This window comes from Acidovorax sp. ST3 (genome assembly GCF_003231145.1).
Lineage (GTDB): Bacteria > Pseudomonadota > Gammaproteobacteria > Burkholderiales > Burkholderiaceae_C > Acidovorax.
This window is the reverse complement of sequence record NZ_QKVP01000002.1, coordinates 265,383-288,951: the sequence shown is the minus strand read 5'-3', so window position 1 is coordinate 288,951 and position 23,569 is coordinate 265,383. Positions and strand designations below refer to the sequence as shown.

General features: G+C 62.1%; 26 protein-coding genes. 24 read left to right on the top strand and 2 right to left on the bottom strand.

The window, feature by feature from the left end; translation table 11 throughout:
* The first annotated feature begins 109 nt into the window (after positions 1–109).
* The 4 genes from DNK89_RS06295 to DNK89_RS06280 all read left to right on the top strand — a co-directional run bounded on the left by DNK89_RS06295 (position 110) and on the right by DNK89_RS06280 (position 3,358).
* The gene (locus DNK89_RS06295; RefSeq protein ID WP_110959390.1) at positions 110–1,111 is read left to right on the top strand and encodes an RluA family pseudouridine synthase; all 1,002 of its coding nucleotides are present in this window, start codon (positions 110–112) and stop codon (positions 1,109–1,111) included.
* A 29-nt stretch (positions 1,112–1,140) separates the two neighbouring features.
* On the top strand, positions 1,141–1,815 hold the full coding sequence (locus DNK89_RS06290) for an HAD family hydrolase (RefSeq protein WP_110959389.1): 675 nt from the start codon (positions 1,141–1,143) through the stop codon (positions 1,813–1,815).
* A gap of 26 nt (positions 1,816–1,841) precedes the next feature.
* A complete protein-coding gene (locus DNK89_RS06285) occupies positions 1,842–2,219 on the top strand; it encodes a Rieske 2Fe-2S domain-containing protein (protein WP_110959388.1) in 378 nt (125 codons plus the stop codon).
* A gap of 92 nt (positions 2,220–2,311) precedes the next feature.
* The gene (locus DNK89_RS06280; RefSeq protein WP_110959387.1) at positions 2,312–3,358 is read left to right on the top strand and encodes a S49 family peptidase; all 1,047 of its coding nucleotides are present in this window, start codon (positions 2,312–2,314) and stop codon (positions 3,356–3,358) included.
* A 267-nt stretch (positions 3,359–3,625) separates the two neighbouring features.
* Here DNK89_RS06280 and DNK89_RS06275 read toward each other — a convergent pair whose 3' ends face one another.
* Both DNK89_RS06275 and DNK89_RS06270 read right to left on the bottom strand, forming a co-directional pair.
* Entirely contained in the window at positions 3,626–4,402 is a 777-nt protein-coding gene (locus tag DNK89_RS06275; RefSeq protein WP_110959820.1) for an SAM-dependent methyltransferase, read from the bottom strand.
* Positions 4,399–4,998: a Maf family nucleotide pyrophosphatase gene (locus DNK89_RS06270; protein WP_110959386.1), complete on the bottom strand. Its 600-nt coding sequence runs from the start codon at positions 4,996–4,998 to the stop codon at positions 4,399–4,401. Before DNK89_RS06270 ends, DNK89_RS06275 begins: the two co-directional genes overlap by 4 nt.
* 25 nt (positions 4,999–5,023) lie before the next feature.
* Here DNK89_RS06270 and DNK89_RS06265 point away from each other — a divergent pair, with 25 nt between their 5' ends.
* The 20 genes from DNK89_RS06265 (at position 5,024) to acpS (ending at position 23,542) form a co-directional block, all read left to right on the top strand.
* Positions 5,024–5,572, top strand: coding sequence for a DUF177 domain-containing protein (locus DNK89_RS06265; RefSeq protein ID WP_043565232.1), 549 nt, complete (start codon positions 5,024–5,026; stop codon positions 5,570–5,572).
* A 111-nt stretch (positions 5,573–5,683) separates the two neighbouring features.
* Positions 5,684–5,866, top strand: coding sequence for a 50S ribosomal protein L32 (gene rpmF / locus DNK89_RS06260; RefSeq protein WP_005794249.1), 183 nt, complete (start codon positions 5,684–5,686; stop codon positions 5,864–5,866).
* A gap of 107 nt (positions 5,867–5,973) precedes the next feature.
* Positions 5,974–7,026: a phosphate acyltransferase PlsX gene (gene plsX / locus DNK89_RS06255; protein ID WP_110959385.1), complete on the top strand. Its 1,053-nt coding sequence runs from the start codon at positions 5,974–5,976 to the stop codon at positions 7,024–7,026.
* On the top strand, positions 7,026–8,003 hold the full coding sequence (locus DNK89_RS06250; protein ID WP_110959384.1) for a beta-ketoacyl-ACP synthase III: 978 nt from the start codon (positions 7,026–7,028) through the stop codon (positions 8,001–8,003). Before plsX ends, DNK89_RS06250 begins: the two co-directional genes overlap by 1 nt.
* Positions 8,004–8,062: 59 nt before the next feature.
* The gene (gene fabD, locus DNK89_RS06245; protein ID WP_110959383.1) at positions 8,063–9,013 is read left to right on the top strand and encodes an ACP S-malonyltransferase; all 951 of its coding nucleotides are present in this window, start codon (positions 8,063–8,065) and stop codon (positions 9,011–9,013) included.
* Entirely contained in the window at positions 9,010–9,759 is a 750-nt protein-coding gene (gene fabG / locus DNK89_RS06240; RefSeq protein ID WP_015013189.1) for a 3-oxoacyl-ACP reductase FabG, read from the top strand. Before fabD ends, fabG begins: the two co-directional genes overlap by 4 nt.
* A gap of 103 nt (positions 9,760–9,862) precedes the next feature.
* Positions 9,863–10,102 carry an acyl carrier protein gene (acpP, locus tag DNK89_RS06235; protein ID WP_003058049.1) on the top strand — a complete coding sequence of 80 codons (240 nt, stop codon included), beginning with the start codon at positions 9,863–9,865 and terminating at the stop codon, positions 10,100–10,102.
* Between the two features lie 48 nt (positions 10,103–10,150).
* Entirely contained in the window at positions 10,151–11,395 is a 1,245-nt protein-coding gene (gene fabF / locus DNK89_RS06230) for a beta-ketoacyl-ACP synthase II (RefSeq protein ID WP_110959382.1), read from the top strand.
* A 647-nt stretch (positions 11,396–12,042) separates the two neighbouring features.
* On the top strand, positions 12,043–12,669 hold the full coding sequence (rpoE, locus tag DNK89_RS06220) for an RNA polymerase sigma factor RpoE (protein WP_110959380.1): 627 nt from the start codon (positions 12,043–12,045) through the stop codon (positions 12,667–12,669).
* 9 nt (positions 12,670–12,678) lie between these two features.
* Positions 12,679–13,338, top strand: coding sequence for a sigma-E factor negative regulatory protein (locus DNK89_RS06215; protein ID WP_110959379.1), 660 nt, complete (start codon positions 12,679–12,681; stop codon positions 13,336–13,338).
* A 36-nt stretch (positions 13,339–13,374) separates the two neighbouring features.
* Entirely contained in the window at positions 13,375–14,427 is a 1,053-nt protein-coding gene (locus DNK89_RS06210) for a MucB/RseB C-terminal domain-containing protein (RefSeq protein WP_110959378.1), read from the top strand.
* Between the two features lie 165 nt (positions 14,428–14,592).
* Entirely contained in the window at positions 14,593–16,062 is a 1,470-nt protein-coding gene (locus DNK89_RS06205) for a DegQ family serine endoprotease (RefSeq protein WP_110959377.1), read from the top strand.
* A gap of 510 nt (positions 16,063–16,572) precedes the next feature.
* Positions 16,573–18,381 (top strand): translation elongation factor 4, encoded by a 1,809-nt coding sequence (gene lepA, locus DNK89_RS06200; protein ID WP_110959376.1) that lies wholly within the window; start codon positions 16,573–16,575, stop codon positions 18,379–18,381.
* A complete protein-coding gene (gene lepB / locus DNK89_RS06195; RefSeq protein ID WP_110959375.1) occupies positions 18,381–19,355 on the top strand; it encodes a signal peptidase I in 975 nt (324 codons plus the stop codon). Before lepA ends, lepB begins: the two co-directional genes overlap by 1 nt.
* A 37-nt stretch (positions 19,356–19,392) precedes the next feature.
* Positions 19,393–19,755 carry a DUF4845 domain-containing protein gene (locus tag DNK89_RS06190; RefSeq protein WP_110959374.1) on the top strand — a complete coding sequence of 121 codons (363 nt, stop codon included), beginning with the start codon at positions 19,393–19,395 and terminating at the stop codon, positions 19,753–19,755.
* The gene (gene rnc / locus DNK89_RS06185) at positions 19,756–20,439 is read left to right on the top strand and encodes a ribonuclease III (protein WP_110959373.1); all 684 of its coding nucleotides are present in this window, start codon (positions 19,756–19,758) and stop codon (positions 20,437–20,439) included.
* Positions 20,436–21,440, top strand: coding sequence for a GTPase Era (gene era, locus DNK89_RS06180; protein WP_110959372.1), 1,005 nt, complete (start codon positions 20,436–20,438; stop codon positions 21,438–21,440). The genes rnc and era overlap by 4 nt, the downstream gene beginning before the upstream one ends.
* Before the next feature lie 92 nt (positions 21,441–21,532).
* Entirely contained in the window at positions 21,533–22,297 is a 765-nt protein-coding gene (recO, locus tag DNK89_RS06175; protein WP_110959371.1) for a DNA repair protein RecO, read from the top strand.
* Positions 22,294–23,076 (top strand): pyridoxine 5'-phosphate synthase, encoded by a 783-nt coding sequence (locus DNK89_RS06170; RefSeq protein ID WP_110959370.1) that lies wholly within the window; start codon positions 22,294–22,296, stop codon positions 23,074–23,076. Before recO ends, DNK89_RS06170 begins: the two co-directional genes overlap by 4 nt.
* A 58-nt stretch (positions 23,077–23,134) precedes the next feature.
* A complete protein-coding gene (acpS, locus tag DNK89_RS06165; protein WP_110959369.1) occupies positions 23,135–23,542 on the top strand; it encodes a holo-ACP synthase in 408 nt (135 codons plus the stop codon).
* Positions 23,543–23,569: the final 27 nt, after the last annotated feature.

The following is a 23,569-nucleotide window of genomic DNA, read 5'->3' as shown; positions in this document are numbered from 1 at the left end:
CTGCAATCTGCGCGCACGACGCCCGCTGGCATCGACCTGCCTGCGTGAGGGGCAAGGGCTGTGTGGACTAAACTCCAGACAAATCAACCACTTACATAACAACGCGCAGGTGAAACACATTATAGGGGCCAAACCGCCCGCAGCTTCTGCGGGGCTTCCCGCAGCCCGCCTGGTGGAAGTGGATGCTGACTCCGCCGGCCAGCGGCTCGATAACTTTTTGATACGCCACCTGAAAGGTGTGCCAAAAACGCACGTCTATCGCATCATCCGCAGCGGCGAGGTGCGCATCAACAAAGGCCGCGTGAGCGCCGACACCCGCGTCGAGGCGGGTGACATCGTGCGCCTGCCACCTGTCCGGATTTCAGACAAGGTCGCCGAAAAGGCCGAGCGCCCGGCGCCCGCACGCGAATTTCCCATCCTGCTGGAAGACGAGCACCTGATCGCCATCGACAAACCGGCCGGTGTGGCGGTGCACGGCGGCAGCGGTGTGAGCTTCGGCGTGATCGAGCAACTGCGCCAGGCGCGCCCGGCCTCCAAATTCCTGGAGCTGGTGCACCGGCTGGACCGCGAAACCTCGGGCATCCTGCTCGTGGCCAAGAAGCGGTCAGCACTCACTCACCTGCAGGACCAGTTCCGGGAGCGCGAGACGGGCAAAACCTATCTGGCGCTGGTCACGGGCATCTGGCCGGCCAACAAGAAGGTCATCGACCTGCCGCTGCACAAATATTTGCAGGCCGACGGCGAACGCCGCGTGCGCGTGACCTCGGCCGACGACCCGGACGGCATGCGCTCCATCACCCTGGTCAAGGTGCGCAGCACGGCAGCCGCCCGGCCGGAGCAGGGCTTGCCCGCGATGTCGCTGCTGGAGGTGACCATCAAGACCGGCCGCACCCACCAGATCCGCGTGCACCTGGCCAGCCAGGGGCACGCCATTGTGGGCGACGACAAATACGGCGATTTCGACCTCAACAAACGCCTGCAGAAGCAGGGGATGAAGCGCATGTTTCTGCACGCTTGGCGGTTACAGTTCAACCACCCCGCCTCGGGCGAGCGTGTGCAGCTGAACGCCGAGCTGCCCCCCGAGCTGGCCGATTTTGTGCCCACCGCCTGACGATCCTGCGCGAAAAACCCCCTGCTTCCATGTCCGCCAAAAACCTCCGTCCGCGCCGTTTCGACCTCATCGCCTTTGACTGGGACGGCACGCTGTTCGACTCCACCGCCATCATCGTGCGCTGCATTCAGGCGGCGGTGCGCGATGTGGGCGGCACCGTGCCCACCGACAAGGAGGCCGCCTACGTGATTGGCATGGGCCTGATGCAGGCGCTGGCCCATGCCGCGCCCGATGTGCCGCCCGCTAAGTACATTGAGCTGGGCAACCGCTACCGCTTTCACTACCTCCAGCACCAGGACGACCTGAGCCTGTTCGACGGCGTGCTGCCTCTGCTGAACGATCTGCGCGAGCGCGGCCACCTGCTGGCTGTGGCCACTGGCAAAAGCCGGCGCGGGCTGGACGAGGCGCTGCACACGGTTCAACTCAAGGGCGTGTTCGATGGCTCTCGCACCGCCGACCAGACCGCTGGCAAGCCCCACCCGCTGATGCTGCAGGAGCTGATGGCCGAATTTGACGTGGCGCCCGAGCGCCTTTTGATGATCGGCGACACCACGCACGACCTGCAGATGGCAGTCAACGCCGGCTGTGCGAGTGTGGGGGTGAGCTATGGCGCCCATGAGCCTCACGCCTTCCATGCGCTCAAGCCGCTGGCGGTGGTCCATTCGGTGCGTGAGCTGCACGACTGGCTGCTGAACAACGCCTGACGCTGGGCCGTGAAGTGGAGCAAGCCATGAACACGTCGCCCGAGCAGTCCTTCGCTTTGTGCAACAGCGCCGACCTCGTCGATGGGGGGCGGGCCGTGCCGTTTGATGTCGTGTACGCGGGCCAGACCTGCAGGGCCTTTGCAATCCGCTACCAGGGCCTGCCGCACGCCTACCTCAACCGCTGCACCCATGTGGCAATGGAGATGGACTACCAACCTGACCGCTTTTTTGACGACACGGGCCACTGGCTGTTGTGCGCGACCCACGGCGCGGCTTATTTGCCCCACACCGGCCAGTGCGCGGGCGGACCCTGCCGGGGTGGACTGGTGAAAATTGCCCTGTCGGAGAGGGATGGCGTGGTGCGCTGGCATACTGCCTACAACCTGCAGCCCGTAGAGTTCTAGAAAATCCAGATGAATTACCCTGATGTGCTGTCGCCTGGTCCCATCCGGCGCGGCGCGCGGGCTGCAGCGGTGCAGTTCCCAGGACGCATGACATGACAGACCCCCAACAGCCCGGTTCGTCGGGCTTTGACCCCAAAACCAATTCCGCGCCCGATCTGTGGGCGCAAGCAGCTACAAATTCAGGAGCACCTGTGAGCGACTCATCGCGTGAACCCGGCTGGGAACGTGCCACGCTGGAAAAGCTGGCCTTTGCCGCCCTCAATGAGCAACGCAGCGCCCGCCGCTGGAAGATCTTTTTCCGCCTGGCCTGGCTGGCCCTGTTCGCGGCGATTGCGTTTGCCGCGCTGCGCCAGGCGTCGCCCAGCACCAGCACCAGCACGCCGCACACGGCGGTGGTGGATATCAAGGGTGAAATCGCCAGCGGCGCCGAGGCCAGTGCCGAGTTTGTGGTGGCCGCCATGCGCAGCGCGCTGGAAGACGAGGGCTCGCAGGCCTTGGTGCTGCTGATCAACTCGCCGGGCGGCAGCCCCGTGCAGGCCGGGATCATCAACGACGAGATCGTGCGCCTGAAGGCCAAGCACAAGAAACCGATCTACGCCGTGGTGGAAGAAACCTGCGCCTCGGCCGCCTACTACATCGCTGCCGCTGCCGACGACATCTACGTGGACAAGGCCAGCATCGTGGGCAGCATCGGCGTGCTGATGGATGGCTTCGGCTTCACTGGCACCATGGAAAAGCTGGGCGTGGAACGCCGCCTGCTCACCGCCGGTGAAAACAAAGGCTTTCTCGACCCCTTCAGCCCGCAGACCGAAAAGCAGCGCGCCTACGCGCAGACCATGCTCGACCAGATCCACCAGCAATTCATTGCCGTGGTGAAGGCTGGCCGGGGCGACCGCCTCAAGACCACGCCCGACACCTTCAGCGGCTTGTTCTGGACAGGCCAGCAGGCCGTGGAAATGGGCCTGGCCGACAAGCTGGGCAACCTGGACTATGTGGCGCGCGAAGTGGTCAAGGCCGAAGACATCGTCGACTACACCCGCCGTGACAACGTGGCCGAGCGCCTGGCCAAGCGCTTTGGCGCTGCCGTGGGCATGGGCGCGGTCAAATCGCTGGCTGTATCGGGGCCGCAGCTGCGCTGACATTCGCCTGGAAGTCAGCCGGGGAGCTTGATCATCCACAAGCCCTTGAATTGACTGGAGATGTGTATTCAAAGCCCCGGCAGAGGTTTCTGTCGGGGCTTTTTTTGTAGGCCCAGGTTGTGTGCTGTACCTCGGAGCCTGTGCGAGGCCGTTGTGCAGCGTTTTGAGGTGTTTTCGGGCGAATGCGCTAGTGCAATATGCCTGAAATGCTCCTGAATATGTAGCATTTTAGGCGCTACGCGTGTCCTGTGCCGCCTCCTGCCTGTTTCAGCGTCCCAGCGCAAACACTACGGGCGTGCGGTTGTCCGGTGGCGCGGGCTGCTGCTTCCACTGGCGCACCAGCTGGCTTTGCACCCGCGCATCGGGCAGGGTCAGGCCGCTGGCCAGCGCCAGCCGGGTGTGCGGCTGCAGCGTCTGCACCAGGGCCTGCCACAGGGCAGGGTTGCGGTACGGGGTCTCGATGAACAGCTGGGTCTGGCCTGTGCGCAGCGCCAAGCCCTCCAGCTCCTTGATGCGCTGTGTGCGCTCTTGCCCGTCTTGCGGCAGGTAGCCGACAAAGGCGAAGTTTTGCCCGTTGAGGCCGCTGGCCGCAAGCGCCAGCAGCAGCGACACCGGCCCGACCAGTGGCACCACGCGCAGGCCCAGGTCGTGCGCAGCCCGCACCACCGATGAGCCGGGGTCGGCCACGGCGGGCATGCCCGCTTCGCTGACGAGGCCGATATCGTGCCCGTTCAGTGCTGCAGCCAGCAGCGGGCGGGCATCGAACGGGGCCGAGCCCTTGTCGCCGTGGTCGCCTTTCTTGTGTACTTCGCGCGGCAACTCGGTGATCTGCTGTTGCTGCAGAGACAGGGCCAGGGGGTACAGCGCGTCAATCCGCTTGAGGTACGCCCGTGTGCTTTTGGCGTTCTCGCACACCCAGTGGGTCAGGCGGGCAGCTGTTTGCAGGGTGGCAGAGGGCAGGGCGTCCTGCAGCGGGGCCTGGGTGTCGCAGCCAAAGTCCAGGGGGGCAGGCACAAGATACAGCGTGCCGAATTTGACGCTCATGGCAGCACCAGCCCTGCTGCGCGCAGCATGCGGCATGTGCGGATCAGTGGCAGCCCGATAAGCGCCGTGGGGTCATCGCTGTGGATGGCGTCCAGCAGTGCTATGCCCAGGCCTTCGCTCTTGGCGCTGCCTGCGCAGTCGTAGGGTTGTTCGGCGCGCAGGTAGCGTTCGATTTCCTCGTCAGACAGGTCGCGGAACTTCACCTCCACGGGGGCGAGGTCCACCTGCTCAAAGCCGGTGGCGGCGCACACCACGGCCAGCGCGGTCTGGAACACCACCGTCTGGCCGCGCATCTGACGCAACTGCTGCACGGCGCGCTCGTGCTGGCCCGGTTTGCCCAACGGCTCCCCGGCCAGGTCGGCCACCTGGTCGGACCCGATCACCACCGCTTCGGGGTGCTGCCGTGCCACGGCTTGTGCTTTGGCCAGCGCCAGGCGCAAGGCCAGGGCGCGGGGCGCTTCGCCGGGCAGGGGGGTCTCATCGACATGGGGTGCGGTCACTTCGAAAGGCAGGTTCAGCCGTTCCAGCAATTCGCGCCGGTAGCGCGAGGTCGAGCCCAATACCAGAGGGCGTTGCGAGGAGGGGGATTGATGCATGCGCCGATTCTCTTACACTGCCGCCATGACCAAGGAATTCTCCGCACAGCGCCTCGACGTGAAAGCCTTTGCACAGGCGGGCGGTCGGCTGGCGGGCCACGACTCGCTGTTGAAGTACGAACGCCTGGCGCAAGAGGCCAAAGGCCTGCACCCGGACCTGTTGGTGGACTGGGAGGCGACCGGTGAAATACGCACTGCGCTGGGCGGAATGGGGCAGGTCTGGTTGCACATCAAGGTACGCGCCAGCTTCCCTATGGAGTGCCAGCGCTGCCTGACGCCGGTGGATGTCCCGCTGGAGGTGGATCGGGAGTTTCGCTTCGTGGCCGATGAAGCCACGGCCGAGGCCCTGGACGATGAGAGCGAAGAAGACCTGCTGGCCCTGAGTCGCGAGTTTGATTTGCACGAACTCATCGAAGACGAATTGCTGATGGCCTTGCCCGTGGTGCCCAAACATGACGAGTGCCCGACCTCGGTGCCTCTGGCGTCTTCCGACGACGATTTTGAAGAAGCCAATGCCGAAAAACCCAACCCGTTCGCTGCCTTGGCCGCTTTGCGCAAGGACGCCAAAGACTGATTGGCGGGTCCAAAAAGCATTTGGGTTATAATCGTGGGCTTCACGCGAACCCCATCGTGTCTTTTTGGGCTGATCGCGTTTTTACCAACCTATTCCAGATCAGGAGCCATCATGGCCGTTCAGCAAAACAAAAAGTCCCCTTCCAAGCGCGGTATGCACCGCTCGCACAATGCCCTGAATGTGCCAGGCATTGCCGTGGAACCCACTACCGGTGAAACGCACCTGCGTCACCACATCAGCCCCAACGGTTTCTACCGTGGCCGTCAGGTGCTGAAGAACAAGTCTGAAGCCTGACCTTCACTCCATCCAAAGGCCCGTTGCTACACACCCTGTAGCGCGGGCCTTTGTTTTGACCGTCGTATTCATTTCTCGGCCCCTTGGGCCGACCGGACAAGTCGCCCATGATCACACTGGCTGTTGACTGCATGGGGGGCGACCACGGCCCCCGCGTCACGCTCGCGGCGTGCCGCCAGTTTCTCGACCACCACCCGGATGCCCGCCTGCTGCTAGTTGGCCTGGCGGACAGCCTGCAATCGTTTTCCCACGACCGAGCCACCATCGTTCCCGCTACCGAAGTGGTGGCCATGGACGATCCGGTGGAGGTGGCTTTGCGCAAGAAGAAGGACTCTTCGATGCGGGTTGCCATCCTGCAGGTCAAGGACGGCGCTGCATCGGCGGCGGTGTCTGCCGGTAATACCGGGGCCCTGATGGCCATTGCCCGGTACCTTCTCAAGACGCTGGACGGTATCGACCGGCCCGCTATCGCCACCCAGATGCCCAACGCCACGGGAGGCGCCACCACGGTGCTGGACCTGGGTGCCAATGTGGATTGCTCGGCAGAGCATCTGCTTCAGTTTGCCGTGATGGGCTCTGCTCTGGTGTCGGTTCTTCAAGAGGGTGGTGAGCCCACGGTGGGCCTGCTGAACATTGGTGAAGAAGTCATCAAGGGCAGTGAAGTAATCAAAAAAGCTGGTGAATTGCTGCGATCTGCGGCCAATTCCGGCGACTTGAACTTCTATGGCAATGTTGAGGGTAACGATATCTTCAAGGGTACGGTGGATATCGTGGTCTGTGACGGTTTCGTGGGCAATGTGGCCCTCAAGGCCAGCGAAGGTGTGGCCTCGATGATCATCGGGGCGCTCAAAACCGAGTTTTCGCGCAACATTTTTACCAAAATGGCTGCCATCGTCGCTTATCCGATCCTAAAAGCGTTGATGAAGCGCATGGATTACCGTCGTTACAACGGTGCGGCGCTGCTGGGCCTGCGCGGGCTGGTGTTCAAGAGCCACGGATCGGCAGACGCCATGGCTTTCGAGCAGGCGTTGAACCGGGCGTATGATGCAGCCCGCAACAACCTGCTCGACCGTGTCCGGACCCGGATTGCGCACGCGGCGCCCCTGCTGGCGCCTGCAGATGCCCAGCCCCAGCCTGGCGTTGCGGCGACCGCACAATAATGAGACGTTATTCCCGCATTACCGGCACCGGCAGCTATCTGCCCCCACGCCGGTTGACCAACGCCGATCTGGTCGCAGAACTGGGCCAGCGCGGCATCGAAACCTCGGATGAATGGATTGTGGAGCGCACCGGCATTCGGGCGCGCCACTTTGCCGCGCCGGATGTCACCGCCAGCGACCTCGGTCTGGAGGCTGCGCGCAACGCCTTGCAGGCCGCCAATCTGCAGCCCACTGACATTGATCTGATCATCGTGGCCACGTCCACGCCAGACATGGTGTTCCCGTCGGTCGCCTGTATTTTGCAGAACAAGCTGGGCGCCAATGGTTGCCCTGCTTTCGATGTGCAGGCGGTCTGCAGCGGGTTTGTTTATGCCCTGTCGGTTGCGGACTCCATGATCCAGACCGGTGCGGCCAACCGCGCCCTGGTGATTGGCGCCGAAGTTTTCAGCCGCATTCTGGACTTCAACGACCGCACTACCTGTGTGTTGTTCGGGGATGGCGCGGGCGCTGTGGTGCTGGAGGCCTCTGACACACCGGGCATCCTGTCGAGCGACTTGCACGCCGACGGCAAGCATGTGGATATTTTGTGTGTGCCCGGCAATGTGTCTGGCGGCAAGGTGCTTGGCGACCCGGTCCTCAAGATGGACGGGCAGGCGGTCTTCAAGCTGGCAGTCGGTGTGCTGGAGAAAGCGGCCCACGCGGCCTTGGCCAAGGCCGGGCTGACTGAGGCCGATATCGACTGGCTGATCCCGCACCAGGCCAACATCCGCATCATGCAGGGCACTGCCCGCAAACTGAAGATGTCCATGGACAAGGTGGTGGTCACGGTGGACCAGCACGGCAATACCTCGGCGGCGTCCATTCCTCTGGCTCTGGACCACGCGGTGCGTGCCGGTCAGGTCAAGAAAGGCGAAACCCTGCTGCTCGAAGGCGTGGGTGGCGGCTTCACCTGGGGTGCAGTACTCCTGAAGTTGTAGCTGCTAGCGCAATAGGTACTAGCGCTACCGGCCAGTTTCATCATATTTCTGGATTTTTCATGAAGTCTTTTGCATTTGTCTTTCCAGGGCAAGGCTCGCAATCGGTGGGTATGCTGGATGGTTGGGGTGACCACCCGGTGGTGGCTCAGACCCTGAAGGAAGCCTCGGATGCCCTGGGCGAAGATGTTGGCCTGCTGATCAAGGAAGGCCCCAAGGAAGCGTTGGCTCTCACCACCAACACCCAGCCGGTGATGCTGGTCGCGGGTGTGGCGGCATGGCGGGTGTGGCGTGCAGAAGGTGGCGCAGCCCCAGTGGCTGTGGCCGGGCATTCGCTGGGTGAATACTCCGCCCTGGTGGCGGCTGGTGTGCTGACGCTGGCGCAGGCGGCTCCGCTCGTGCGGTTGCGCGCAGCGGCCATGCAAGAGGCGGTGCCCGTCGGCACCGGTGCCATGGCCGCCATCCTGGGCATGGAGGCTTCCAAGGTCATCGCCGGTTGCGCCGAGGCATTGGCCTCGTTCGGCCCGGGCACGGCCGAAGTGGTGGAGGCTGTCAATTTCAACGACCCGATCCAGACCGTGATCGCTGGTACCAAGGCGGCGGTGGACAGGGCCTGCGAAGTGCTTAAGGCGGCGGGCGCCAAGCGTGCATTGCCCCTGCCGGTGTCGGCGCCTTTCCACTCCAGCCTGATGAAGCCGGCCGCTGAAAAGCTGCGTGTGGCGCTGGCAGACGTTGCCTTGGCTGCCCCCCAGATTCCGGTGGTCAATAACGTGGACGTGGCGGTGCAGCAGGACGCTGACGCCATTCGCGAAGCGCTCTATCGCCAGGCCTTCGGCCCCGTGCGCTGGGTGGAATGCGTGCAGGCGCTCAAGGCGCGCGGTGTGACGCACATCATTGAATGTGGCCCCGGCAAGGTGCTGGCAGGCCTCACCAAACGCATCGACCCCGAACTGGTCGGTGCCGCATTGTTTGACTCGGCCACGCTGGCCGAAACCCGGGAGTTGTTGGAATGACGGAATCGACCCAGACAGCGGCGCAAGTGGCGCTGGTGACCGGCGCATCGCGCGGCATTGGCGCGGCCATTGCCTTGGAATTGGCGGTGCGCGGCTACCAGGTGGTGGGCACGGCCACCACGGATGAAGGCGCTGCGCGCATCAGCCAGGCGCTGTCGGCTTACCCTGGCTGCCGGGGTGCCAACCTGAACGTGAACGATGTGGCTGCGGTCGAGGCCTTGATGGATGGCATCGTCAAGCAGCAGGGTGGTCTGCATGTGCTGGTGAACAACGCCGGTATCACGCGCGACACCCTGGCCATGCGCATGAAGGACGATGACTGGGATGCGGTGCTGGACACCAATCTCAAGGCCGTATTCCGCACAAGCCGTGCCGCTATTCGCCCGATGATGAAGCAGCGCTTTGGGCGCATCATCAGCATCACCAGCGTGGTGGGTGCGTCGGGCAATCCGGGGCAGGCCAACTATGCTGCGGCCAAGGCGGGTGTGGCGGGTATGACGCGTGCACTGGCCCGTGAGCTGGGCAGCCGCAACATCACCGTGAACTGCGTGGCACCCGGTTTCATCGAGACTGACATGACCTCCGTGCTGCCCGAAGACCAGCAAAAAGCGCTCAATGCTCAGATCCCGCTGGGTCACATGGGCAAGCCTGCGGACATCGCACACGCGGTGGCCTATCTGGCTTCGCGGGAGGCTGGCTACGTGACGGGGCAGGAGTTGCACGTCAATGGCGGCATGTACATGTAATTAAGACAAGTTAACGCCGGTTCATCCGGACGGCGGGTCGTTTAGGGGCTTCTCCTTAAGCGGCTAGAATCGCGGATTCATTCACAACCCCCAGAGGGAAACCATGAGCGATATCGAAGCACGCGTCAAAAAAATCATTGCCGAACAACTCGGTGTGGAAGAGTCCCAAGTCACCAATGAAAAGGCCTTCGTGGCAGACCTCGGTGCCGACTCGCTCGACACGGTGGAACTGGTGATGGCTCTGGAAGACGAATTCGGCATCGAGATCCCGGACGAAGACGCCGAGAAGATCACCACGGTGCAAAACGCCATCGACTACGCCAACACCCACCAGAAGGCCTGAGCGGCGCCCTGCGCCTGACTCAAGCGATCAGCAGAAGGTTTTATACGCATGAGCCGTCGTCGCGTTGTCGTGACCGGCCTGGGTTGCGTCAGCCCCGTGGGTAACACGGTGGCCGATTCCTGGGCCAACCTCCTTGCCGGCCAATCCGGCATTGACCTCATCACCAAGTTCGACGCGTCGAACTTCGCCTGCAAGATTGCGGGAGAGGTCAAAGGTCTTGACCTGGAGTCGTACATCAGCGCCAAGGACGCGCGCGCGATGGACACCTTCATCCACTACGGCATTGCTGCTGCGGCGCAGGCCGTGCAGGACGCAGGGCTTCCCACAGGGGAAGCGCTCAGTGAGGAGTTCGCCACACGCATTGCCTGCGTGATCGGCTCCGGCATTGGCGGCCTACCGCTGATCGAAGACACCCACGCCGAACTGGTCAGCCGTGGACCCCGGCGTATTACCCCATTTTTTGTCCCTGCGTCCATCATCAACATGGTGGCAGGGCACGTGTCCATGCGTTTTGGCTTCAAGGGCCCCAACCTTGCCGTGGTGACTGCCTGCACAACGGGCTTGCACTGCATTGGCGAGGCGGGACGCATGATCGAATACGGCGATGCCGACGTGGTTGTGGCCGGCGGGACCGAATCCACGGTTTCCCCGCTGGGCATTGGCGGGTTTGCCGCCATGCGCGCACTGTCCACCCGCAACGACGATCCCAAGACGGCATCCCGCCCATGGGACAAGGATCGCGACGGTTTTGTGCTTGGCGAGGGCGCTGGCGTGATGGTGTTGGAAGAGTACGAGCACGCCAAGGCCCGAGGTGCCAAGATTTACGCCGAACTCAGCGGCTTTGGCATGAGCGCAGATGCCGGGCACATGACTGCTCCCAACATGGACGGGCCTCGGCGCGCCATGCTCAGTGCGCTGCGCAATGCCGGGGTCAATGTGGATCAGGTGGACTATCTCAATGCCCACGGCACGTCCACCCCCTTGGGCGACATCAACGAAACCAACGCGATCAAGGCGGCCTTGGGCGACCATGCCTACAAGACCGTGGTGAGCTCCACCAAATCCATGACGGGCCACTTGCTTGGTGGTGCGGGCGGTATTGAGAGCGTGTTCACCGTGCTCGCCCTGCACGAACAAAAAGTGCCGCCCACCATCAACCTGTTCAACCAGGACCCGGAATGCGATCTGGACTACTGTGCCAACACGGCGCGGGACATGAAGATCGACGTGGCCGTGAAGAACAACTTCGGTTTTGGTGGTACCAACGGAACGCTGGTGTTCAAACGCGTCTGATTGGGCGCAGACATCACGGATTCGGTTGCAACAAGCATTGCCCGTCCGCTTGCGACCGTCCTCCCAAAGGAGCGTGGCGTCGTTTATGGCGCTGGCAGGCATTTGGTCTGTGGGCCTGAGCAGGTAGTCTTGTGACACTGCCCTCAAGGCGTACTCCTTCCGTTCAATATCCGCTGCGGCGCAGCAGGGTGCTGGGTGCAGTGCTATTGGCTCTTTTGTTCACCGGGGCCGGGGTCGTGGCTGCTTGGGTGAGCTCTGGGGTGCGTGATGCAGTTGTATCGGCTGCTGTGGCCCTCGGACTCTGGCTGTCGGCAGCAGCAGGTGCAGCTCATTTTTGGCGGAGCCAACCGCGCGGAGTGCTGCAATTCGATGGTCAAGCCTGGACGCTGGGCCAAACGGCAAAGTCCTGTAGCGGGCCACTGGCGCTTTCCGTGGCTCCCGAGGTCTTGCTGGATCTGCAGGCGCACCTGTGGGTGCGCGTCGCGCCTATAGGGCATTCATCCCAGTGGTTATGGCTGGAGCGCTCCAGCCAGCCTGAACGCTGGATGGACTTGCGCCGTGCGGTATATTCGCGCGCCAGATCGGGCGTTGACAACGCTGACGAAACCGCCCGGCAAGCTGTTGCAGGGCGTGAATCCTGAGTATCCATGACTGTAATTCCGCCTTCCCCCTCCGAAGACAGCGATCTCCAACTGGTGGAGCGCACGGTAGCGGGCGACCAGCGCGCCTATGAATTGCTGGTCATCAAGTACCAGCGTCGCATCGAGCGACTTATCGGACGTATGGTGCGCGACGCGGACTTGGTCCAGGACATTGCCCAGGAAACCTTCATTCGCGCCTATCGGGCGCTACACCAGTTCCGTGGCGACGCCCAGTTCTACACCTGGCTGTACCGGATTGCCGTCAACACTGCCAAAAAGGCGCTGATGGACATGAAGCGCAACCCGGTCATTTCTGAAAATGCCTTCCGGGGTTCCGAGGATGACGATGAAACTTCCCGCCTTGGACACGAACTAACCAGCGACGAAACCCCCGAAACTGTCCTTGCGGCCCAAGAAATAGCGCAGGTCGTGAACGCAGCCATGGAGGCCTTGCCTGACGATCTGCGCCAAGCGGTCACGCTGCGAGAGATTGAGGGGCTCAGTTACGAAGAAATTGCAACCGCAATGGGATGTCCCATAGGTACGGTGCGGTCTCGAATTTTTCGGGCGCGCGAAGCCATTTCGGCCAAAGTGCGTCCCTTGCTCGAAAACCAGTCGGGCAAACGGTGGTGAGGTGATCGAATGAACAAGGCAGAAACAGGTATCCATACCCCGGCAGAACTTGACTTGCGCGAAGTGCGAGGCGAGCAGTTGTCGGCGCTGGCAGACGGTCAGCTCCATGGTGACGAGTTCGCCGCTGCGTTGGCCTGGGCGGCGGAAGATGAAGGACGAGACACCTGGGGGGTGTATCACCTTGTGGGCGATGTGTTGCGCTCCTCTGACTTGGCCCGGCCTGTTAATCCGGCATTTCTATCCCGTTTGCGCGACGAGCTTGCCAAGGAAGCGCCGCCACAGCGCCCTCAGGCTCCGGTTGAACTGGACCCACTCGACCATGTAGCAGTTCACTTGCCGGAGGCGGCCAATGCTTCGGTGTTCCGTTGGAAGATGGTGGCGGGCTTTGCGTCGCTGGCCGCCGTGGCTGCCATCGGCTGGGCCTCGTTCTCCCAACTCCAGGGGGCCGGCGGGCCGGGGGCGCAACTGGCCGCATCCTCCCCCGAGCGCGCGACGGCGCAAGGCGCGCCTGTGGTTGCCGTTGCAGACGCAGACGGTCAGCAAGTGATGATCCGGGACCCCCGTTTGGACGAGTTGCTGGCCGCCCACAAGCAGTTCGGCAGTACATCGGCCCTGCAGATGCCGGCGGGCTTTTTGCGCAACGCGACGTTTGAGACCCCTGGCCGCTGAACCGTGGATGGTAATTTCTGGCGCTGAGATCGTGTGATGAGCCCCTCTGGAGTAGTGAAAATCTTTGGAATTTCTCGGGTTCGATGGTTTGGCTCGCTGATCGCTGCGGCACTTTGCGGACTGAGGGTGCTTACTGCGGCGGCGGCTCCCGCCGAATCAGCTGTCAGTGCACCGGCTGAGCGCGATATGGCGCAGTGGATTGAGCGCATGCACAGCGCGCCCTGCAGCCGCGCTTATGCCGGTACGTTCGTGGTGTTGTCAGCCAACGGCGCCATGTCCAGCTCACGCATCTGGCATGCATGCGACGGCCAGCAGCAGCTGGAGCGGGTGGAGTCGCTCAGTGGTACGCCGCGCACGGTTTATCGTCGCAATGATGAAGTTCGCACCTTTTTGCCCCAGGTGCGCGTCGTTCGGTCAGACCGTCGTGATACGTCCGGGCTCTTTCCGCGCGTACCTGTCGTCAGCGGAACGTCGATTGCCCAGTTTTACACACCCCGCCTGCTGGGCCAGGAGCGGGTGGCGGGCTTCATGTCGGATGTGGTTTCGTTTCAGCCCGCGGACACTCTGCGCTTTGGTTATCGGCTCTGGAGCGAGCGGGAGACCGGGCTGGTGGTGAAGCTGCAGACGCTGGCGGCGGACGGTCGGGTGCTGGAGCAGGCGGCTTTTTCCGAACTGGACCTCAACGCGCCGGTGAAGGTGGAGCAGCTGTCGCGTCTGATGGATGCGACCTCGGGGTACAAGGTGGTCGCACCTTCCGTCGTCAAGACCACGGCCAAGGCCGAAGGTTGGACCTTGCGCCAGTCGGTGGCGGGTTTTGTGCCTGTCAGTTGCCATCGCAGGGCGGTATCCGACGCGCCAGACGCCCTCAATGTATTGCAGTGCCTTTACTCCGATGGGTTGGCTTCGGTCTCGCTTTTCGTTGAGCCGTTTGACCCCCAGCGCCATCCTGCGCAGCCCCAGGTTTCCAGCATGGGAGCTACCCAGTTGCTGGCCCAACGCGGGCCGTCAGACATGTGGCTGACTGCGGTGGGCGAGGTGCCACTTCAGACGCTGCGCCTCTTTGTCGGCCAACTGGAGCGCCTGCGCTGACAGGTGCAGCGGGACCGAAGCGGTGTGCCCATCGCTCGCGGACCTGTAGATCGTCGTGGGGTCATGGTGGGGGGCCACGCGTCCCGGGAACCATTTGGCGTCACACTCTTCACAGTCACACACAATTCGTGAACAGCATTCGCCAAGAATCAAGAAAGGTCGAAGATGCCGAAGTTTGATGGAAGTATGTTGCGTTCGGTGGCAGTGGCATGCCTGATGGGTGGTTTAGCCACTATGTCGTTAGCGCCCCATGCGGCGTTGGCACAGCCTGCGCCACTGGTTCGAGGCTTGCCTGATTTCACCGATCTGGTGGATCAGGTGGGGCCTTCGGTGGTCAACATCCGCACTGTCGAGAAAGTGTCCAGTCGCTCCAATGCCAACGGCATGGACGAAGAGATGCTCGAATTCTTCCGCCGGTTTGGTGTTCCAATCCCCAACGTCCCGCGGCAGCAGCGGCCCCAGCGCCCCCAGCAGGAGGAAGAGGCTCAGCCACGCGGTGTGGGGTCGGGTTTTATCTTGACCTCCGACGGGTTCGTGATGACCAACGCGCACGTGGTCGATGGTGCCGATGAAGTCATCGTGACCTTGACCGACAAGCGCGAGTTCAAGGCGCGTATCGTGGGCGCCGACAAACGCACCGATGTAGCGGTGGTGAAGATCGAGGCGTCCGGACTGCCTGCGGTCAAGGTGGGCGACGTGAGCCGGCTCCGCGTGGGTGAATGGGTGATGGCGATTGGCTCACCCTTTGGGCTGGAGAACACGGTGACGGCAGGCATCGTCAGCGCCAAGCAGCGGGACACGGGCGACTACCTCCCCTTCATTCAGACAGATGTGGCCATCAACCCCGGAAACTCTGGCGGACCGCTGATCAACATGCGGGGGGAGGTGGTCGGCATCAACAGCCAGATCTATTCCCGCTCGGGGGGGTTCATGGGGATCTCGTTCGCTATTCCCATGGATGAAGCCATCCGCGTGAGTGACCAACTGCGCGCGTCGGGCCGTGTGACGCGTGGCCGCATCGGCGTGCAGATCGGGCCAGTCACCAAGGACGTCGCCGAATCGATTGGTCTGGGCAAGGCGCAAGGAGCCTTGGTAACGGGGGTGGAGGCTGGATCGCCTGCCGACAAGGCCGGCGTGGAGGCCGGCGACATCATCACGCGGTTTGATGGCAAGCCGATTGAGAAAGTGGCAGACCTGCCGCGCTTGGTTGGTAACACCAAGCCGGGTAACCGCAGCTCCGTCACGGTGTTCCGTCGCGGTGCCTCGCGTGATCTGGCGATCACCATTGCGGAGATCGAGCCAGACAAGCCAGCGACCAAAGTGGCTGAGCGCGAAGAGAAGCCCAAGGCCTCAGCCGCTGCGCAGCAGATGGGTTTGTCTGTGACCGACCTGACGGATGCCCAGAAGAAAGAGCTCAAGCTCAAGGGCGGTGTGGTGGTGGCTGCCGCTACGGATGCTGCCGCACGCGCGGGCCTGCGCGAAGGGGACATTATTTTGTCGGTGGCCAACACGGAAGTCTCGGGCGTGAAGGAGTTCGAGTCTGTGTTGTCCAAGGCCGACAAGAGCAAGCCTATCAATGTGCTCTATCGCCGCGGCGAGTGGGCGCAGTACGCGCTGATTCGTCCTAGCAAGTGAGCGGGGCAGAGGCCTGAGGGAATAGCTCCGCCCGGGGCGATTCCCTACTCAGAATGGGGGACTTTGCTGTGATCGCTGAATTTTTGACAGATCGATCACGGGCGCCGCTATGAGTCAAGATGTTAGCTTTTGCTAACTTTTTATAGGGCCATCAACCACTTTCGATAGAATAGAGCCTTGCGTTCAACGCTTATCTGCATATCGACCGGCTCTGTGTTCACGATGTGGGATATTTTTGTGCAATGCACAGTTGATCCACAGCTCGCCCACAAGTTGTTCAGCGTTGTTTGTGTGTGGACTGTGCATAAACTGTGTATAAAATCCCTGTTGCACCATGGCAACTTCCCTCAGATACCGGAGGATGGGCTTTTTCGGTTGGCCTTTTTGCCTACAATGAAGCTCCAACTATCGCAGTTGCCAATGATTGTTGGTTCAGGGCGCGTCGCCACTCGACGCGCCCTTTTTTCTTGTGCGCGCTGTTTTAATTCAATCACTTGACGCTTTCCGTTGATGAATCACATCAGAAATTTTTCCATCATTGCGCATATCGACCATGGCAAGTCGACGCTGGCCGACCGCTTGATCCAGCGGTGTGGAGGTCTTGCAGACCGTGAGATGGAGGCCCAGGTCCTGGACTCGATGGACATCGAAAAAGAGCGTGGGATAACCATCAAGGCGCAGACCGCTGCGCTGCATTACAAGGCGCGCGATGGGCAGGTCTACAACCTCAATCTGATCGACACACCGGGCCATGTGGACTTCTCGTACGAGGTCAGCCGTTCGTTGTCTGCGTGCGAGGGCGCACTGCTGGTCGTGGATGCATCGCAAGGGGTGGAGGCACAGACGGTGGCCAACTGCTACACAGCGCTGGATCTCGGTGTCGAAGTGCTGCCCGTGCTCAACAAGATGGACCTGCCACAGGCCGACCCCGACAACGCAAAGGCCGAGATTGAGGATGTCATCGGCATCGATGCCACGGATGCCATCCCATGCTCGGCCAAGACGGGCATGGGCATCGATGAAATCCTGGAGCTGATCGTCGCGAAGGTGCCAGCACCTCGTGGCAATCCCGATGCCCCATTGCGTGCGATGATCATTGACAGCTGGTTCGACCCATACGTCGGCGTGGTGATGCTGGTGCGCGTGGTGGATGGTCGCCTGCTCAAAGGCGAGCGCATCAAGATGATGGCATCGGGTGCGGCCTACAACGCTGACAACCTGGGTGTGTTCACGCCCGCCAACTCACCGCGCGACGCCCTCAATGCGGGCGAGGTGGGCTACATCATCGCGGGCATCAAGGAGCTGAAGGCCGCCAAGGTGGGCGATACCATCACGCTGGAAAAAAAGCTACCCAACAACCTGGGCCCGGCCGATCAGGCACTCCCCGGCTTCAAGGAAATCCAGCCCCAGGTGTTCGCCGGTCTCTACCCGACCGAAGCCAGCGAATACGACCAGCTGCGCGACGCGCTGGAAAAGCTCCAGCTCAATGACGCCTCGCTGCACTTTGAGCCCGAGGTGTCGCAAGCGTTGGGTTTCGGCTTCCGCTGCGGCTTCCTGGGCCTCTTGCACATGGAGATCGTTCAGGAACGTCTGGAGCGCGAGTTCGACCAGGACCTGATCACCACCGCGCCCAGCGTGGTGTACGAGGTGGTCAAGGGTGACGGCGAAGTCATCATGGTGGAGAACCCCTCCAAGATGCCGGAGCAGGGTCGTATCCAGGAGATCCGCGAGCCCATCGTCACGGTGCATCTGTACATGCCGCAGGAATACGTGGGCCCTGTGATGACGCTGGCCAACCAGAAGCGTGGCGTGCAACTCAACATGGCCTACCACGGCCGGCAGGTCATGCTGACCTACGAGCTGCCGCTGGGCGAGATCGTGCTGGACTTCTTCGACAAGCTCAAGTCCGTGTCGCGCGGCTACGCCTCCATGGACTACGAGTTCAAGGAGTACCGCGCCTCCGACGTGGTGAAGGTGGACATCCTGCTCAATGGTGAAAAGGTCGACGCGCTGTCCATCATCGTCCACCGCAGCCAGTCGGCCTACCGTGGCCGCGCGGTGGCGGCCAAGATGCGCGAGATCATCAGCCGCCAGATGTTCGATGTGGCGATTCAGGCCGCCATCGGCGCCAACATTATCGCCCGCGAGACCATCAAGGCGTTGCGCAAGAACGTGCTGGCCAAGTGCTATGGGGGCGACATTACCCGCAAGCGCAAGCTGCTGGAGAAGCAGAAAGCAGGCAAGAAGCGCATGAAACAGATTGGATCGGTCGAGGTGCCCCAGGAGGCATTTTTGGCCATTTTGCAGGTGGAAGACTGATGCAGTTCATGCAAATTTTGACGTCGCTGGTGCTGGCGGCCTTTGTGGGTTACATCGGTGCCTGGTACACCGGGGCGATCGAGGGCAACTTTGCGCTGCTCCTGTTCCTTGCGACGGTCGTCACCGGTGTTTACTGGCTGGCGGAGCGCATTTATTTCCTGCCTCGGCGGCGGCGTGCAGCCCAGGCCATTGAGGATGCGGCCGCCGAGCGGCGCGCTGAACTGGATCGCATGGGGATCCAGAAGGTGGACGTGGATGTGCAGGAAGCCAAGGGGCGCATCCTCATGCAGCCCTGGTGGCTGGATTGGACGGCGGGCTTGTTCCCCGTGATTGCGGCCGTTTTCTTTTTGCGTTCGTTTCTGTTCGAGCCCTTCAAGATCCCGTCGGGCTCCATGATCCCGACGCTGCTGGTCGGTGATCTGATTCTGGTGAACAAATTCACATACGGTATCCGGCTGCCCGTCATTAACACACGGCTGACGGAAGGCACCCGGCCCGTGCGCGGTGATGTGCTGGTATTTCGCTATCCACCACAGCCCAGCATGGACTACATCAAGCGGGTGGTGGGTGTGCCGGGCGACGAGGTGGCTTACATCAACAAGCGCCTCACCATCAATGGCAAAGCGGTGGATACAAAAGCCTTGCCCGACTTCTTTGAAGAAGACTCCATGCGGTACTTCAAGCAGTTCGAAGAGCAACTGGGTGATCAGCCGCACCGGTTGTTGAACAACCCCGATGTGCCCGCTTTTGTACAAGGCGCCAGCAATTTTGCCTATCGTGAAAACTGCCGCTACAGTGTGGAAGGTGTCACTTGCAAGGTGCCGGAGGGGCACTACTTCATGATGGGTGACAACCGCGACAACTCATTGGATTCCCGTTACTGGGGGTTCGTGCCCGAGGGCAACATTGTGGGTAAGGCCTTTTTTGTCTGGATGAATTTCGGTAATCTCAAGCGCATCGGCTCGTTCCATTGAGGACGAGGGATTGCCAACAACATTGAGGGGATCATTGATGAAGACACATCGCACTGCAAGCCGATCGAGTCAGCGTGGACTGTCATTTTTTGGATTGGTTTTTATTGGTGTCATTGCTGTAGCGGTCTTCGCTATTGGGGGGCAATCGGTGCCAATCTTTTTGGAATACACCTCTGCGAAGAAGGCCATTGAGAAGGCCAAGGTGGAGACTACGGTGCCCGGTGTGCGCGCTGCATTTGACCGCGCGGCAGCGATTGACGACATCACATCCATCAAAGGCTCTGACCTCGAAGTAACGAAGCGCGGTGACAAGGTCGTGGTTTCGTTCAAATACTCGCGCGAGATTCCCCTGGCGGGGCCAGCCTATCTGGTCTACCGCTTTGATGCGCAGACCAACTAGGTGCAGGCCGGTCTTATAGCGCTGCAGGGGCGCCTGCAGCATGTTTTTTCTGATCCCTCGCTGCTCCAGCGTGCCACCACGCACCGCAGTTTCTCGGCCGACCACAACGAGCGGCTGGAATTTTTGGGCGATTCCGTCTTGAACTTGGCAGTGGCCAGTCTGCTGTATCAGCGACTGTCAGCTTTGCCGGAGGGTGATCTCTCGCGCGTTCGGGCCAATTTGGTCAAGCAAGACACGCTTCACCAACTGGCTGTGCGGCTCAAAGTGTCCGAGGTGTTGCGTCTGGGCGAGGGCGAGGCCAAGTCGGGCGGGCAGCAGCGGCCCTCCATCCTTGCGGACGCATTGGAAGCCTTGATCGGTGCGGTGTATCTGGACGCTGGCTATGCCAGCGCAGAAGCCCTGGTGCACCGCCTTTTCCAGGGCGTAGAGATCAATCCGCAGATGCAGGCAGCGTCCAAGGACGCGAAAACCGCGTTGCAGGAGTGGCTCCAGGGCCGCAAAATGAAGCTGCCGCAGTACAAGGTGGTGGCGACGGTGGGAGCGGCCCACCGCCAGACCTTCGACGTCGAGTGCGACATTCCCGAACTGGGCCTGACCGAGCGTGGCATCGGCGGGTCCCGCAGGGCGGGCGAACAAGCCGCTGCTGCGGCCATGCTGGCCACATTGAAAGCAAAGAATTTATGAATGACGCTACCAAAGATGTAGCTACTGACGACGGTGCTGAGGGCGCCCCGGTGCAAAACGATCTGGACGCCATGCTGGCTGCTGCGGGCGCGCCTGCTGCAGTGCCTGGCCAGCGCTGCGGCGTGATCGCCATTGTGGGCAAGCCCAACGTGGGCAAGTCCACCCTGCTCAACGCCCTCGTGGGGCAGAAGATCAGCATCACCTCGCGCAAGGCGCAGACCACTCGCCACCGCATCACGGGCATTCGTACGCTGGAGCAGACGCAGTTCATTTTTGTGGACACCCCGGGCTTCCAGACCCGGCACGCCACCGCCCTCAACAAGTCGCTCAACAAGACCGTGATGGGCGCGATTGGGGACGTGGACCTGATCCTCTTCGTGGTCGAGGCTGGCAATTTCACCCTGGCCGACGCCAAGGTGCTGTCGCTGTTCAAGCCCGGCATTCCCACGCTGCTGGTGGCCAACAAGCTGGACATGGTGCATCGCCGTGCCGAGCTGGCGCCTTGGCTCAAGAGCATGCAGGAGCGCCATCCGTTCGCCGAATTTGTGCCGATGTCGGCCAAGAACAAGGGTGACATCGAGCGCTTGTTTGGCATCTGCGCCAAATACCTGCCCGAGCAGCCTTGGTGGTACGGCGAGGATGAGCTGACCGACCGCAGCGAGAAGTTTCTGGCCTCCGAAACCGTGCGCGAAAAGCTGTTCCGCTTTACGGGCGATGAGCTGCCCTACACCTCGACCGTGGTCATCGACAAATTTGACGAGGAAAAGAGCAAGCAGCACAAGCGCTTGGTCAAGATCGCCGCCACCATCGTGGTGGAGCGCGAGAACCACAAGATGATGGTCATCGGCGACAAGGGCGAGCGCCTCAAGCGCATTGGCACCGAGGCCCGCCAAGAGCTGGAAAAGCTCATGGACGCCAAGGTGTTCCTGGAGCTGTGGGTCAAGGTCCGCTCCGGCTGGGCCGATGACGAAGCCCGGGTGCGCTCCTTCGGCTACGAGTGAATCCCGAACGCTAACGCTCCCTTCCTGCTGCTCGCGCACACCGCAGCAGGCGTCACAGGCGATCCTTTCCCTCCCTCCATCCCCGCAGCACCGTGGCCGTAGCCAAGCGCGTTTCCGATGAGCCTGCGTTCGTGCTGCACAGCTACGACTGGAGCGAGTCCAGCCTGATCCTGGAGGTCTTCTGCCGCCAGCAAGGGCGAACTGCTCTGGTGGCCAAAGGGGCCAAGAAGCCCAGCTCCAACTTCCGCCCGGTGCTGCTGCCGCTGCAGCCCTTGCTGGTGACCTACACGCTCACAGGGGATGGTCATGCGGATATTCACACGCTCAAGGGCGCGGAATGGGTAGGCGGGCATGTGATGCCCACGGGGGATGCTCTGCTGTCGGGCATGTACCTCAACGAACTGCTGCTGCGCCTGCTGGCGCGTGCAGACCCGCACCCAGCCTTGTTTGATGCCTATGCAGGCGTGGTCCGCGTGCTGGCCAGCGAACATGGCGATGCGCTGGAGGCGGTGCTGCGCAGTTTCGAGCTGCTGCTTCTGCGCGAGATTGGCCTCTTGCCCGGCCTGGATGTGCAGACCATGACCTTCGACCCCCTGGAACCCAACGCCCGCTACACGCTGGTGCCCGAGGGTGGCCTGCGCGCTGCGTCCGCCGCCGACCGTGCAGGCCTGACCGGCAGCCAATGGCAGGCCCTGCAGCGTGGCCTGGATGATGTGGCCAGCTATACCGCCACCTTGCGGGCGTGTGCCCCCGTGGCAACCGAACTCAAGCCGCAGCTGCGTGCCCTGCTGCAATACCATTGCGGGAGCCCGACGCTGCGCACCCGCCAGCTCATGATCGATTTGCAGGCCCTATGAACCCATCCTCATGTTCCCCCCGGCGCACCGCCTTGTCCGTCAACGTCAACAAGGTGGCCCTGCTGCGCAACACGCGCCATCTGGGCATTCCCAGCGTCACTCGCGCGGCCGAGCTGTGCCTGAAGGCAGGGGCCCAGGGCATCACCGTGCACCCACGGCCCGACGAACGCCATATCCGCAGCCAGGACGTGTTTGAGCTGGCAACGCTGATGAAGGCCTGGCCCGACCGCGAGTACAACATCGAGGGCAACCCTTCGCAGAACCTGATGGACTTCATCCGGCAGGTGCGCCCCCACCAGGCCACCTTTGTCCCCGACAGCGAGGACCAGTTCACCAGCGACCACGGCTGGAGCTTTCCGCAAGATGCCGAGCGTCTGGCGCCTCTGGTGGCCGAATGCAAGGCGCTGGGCGTGCGCGTGAGTCTCTTCATGGACCCGGTGCCCGAGCAGATGGCCGCCGCGAAGGCGGTAGGCGCTGACCGGGTGGAGCTGTACACCGAGCCCTATGCAGCCGCCTGGGGCTCGCCGCAGCATGCAGTGGAGCTGAAACGCTACGCTGCAGCCGCCCAGGCGGCGCTGGATGCAGGCTTGGGCGTGAATGCGGGCCATGACCTCAATCGGGACAACCTGGCGACCTTTGTGCGCGAAGTGCCGGGCGTGCTCGAAGTCTCCATTGGCCATGCGCTGATCGCCGATGCGCTGGAGCTGGGCTATACGGCCACCGTACAGGCCTACCTGGACTGCGTTGCCCAGGGGGTTGTGGGTGCTGGAAACTCCTGATTTGATAGCTGTAGAGGCATATTGCACTAGCGCTTGCAGCCATTTTGATTGAAATTTCATGATTTACGGCATCGGTACCGACATCTGCGACGTGCGCCGCATCGCGGCCAGCTTGGCCCGCCATGGCGACCGGTTTGCAGAAAAGGTGTTGGCCGAGGGCGAACTGGCTACTTGGCGTGAACGCAGCGCGCGCTGGCCCGACCGGGGCTTGCGCTACCTGGCCACCCGGTTCTCCGCCAAGGAGGCTTTCAGCAAGGCGATTGGCCTGGGCATGCGCATGCCCATGACCTGGCGCCATTGCGAGGTCGCCAAGCTACGCAGCGGCCAGCCCGTCATCGTGCTGCACGGTGCGCTCAAGGAGTGGTTTGAGGCCCAGGGCCTGCAGGCGCACCTGAGCGTGACTGACGAGACCGACTACGCCGCCAGCTTCTGTGTGGTGGAGAAAATTCAAACCCAATCACCTTGAAGCGCTGGATTGATATGCGCTGATAGC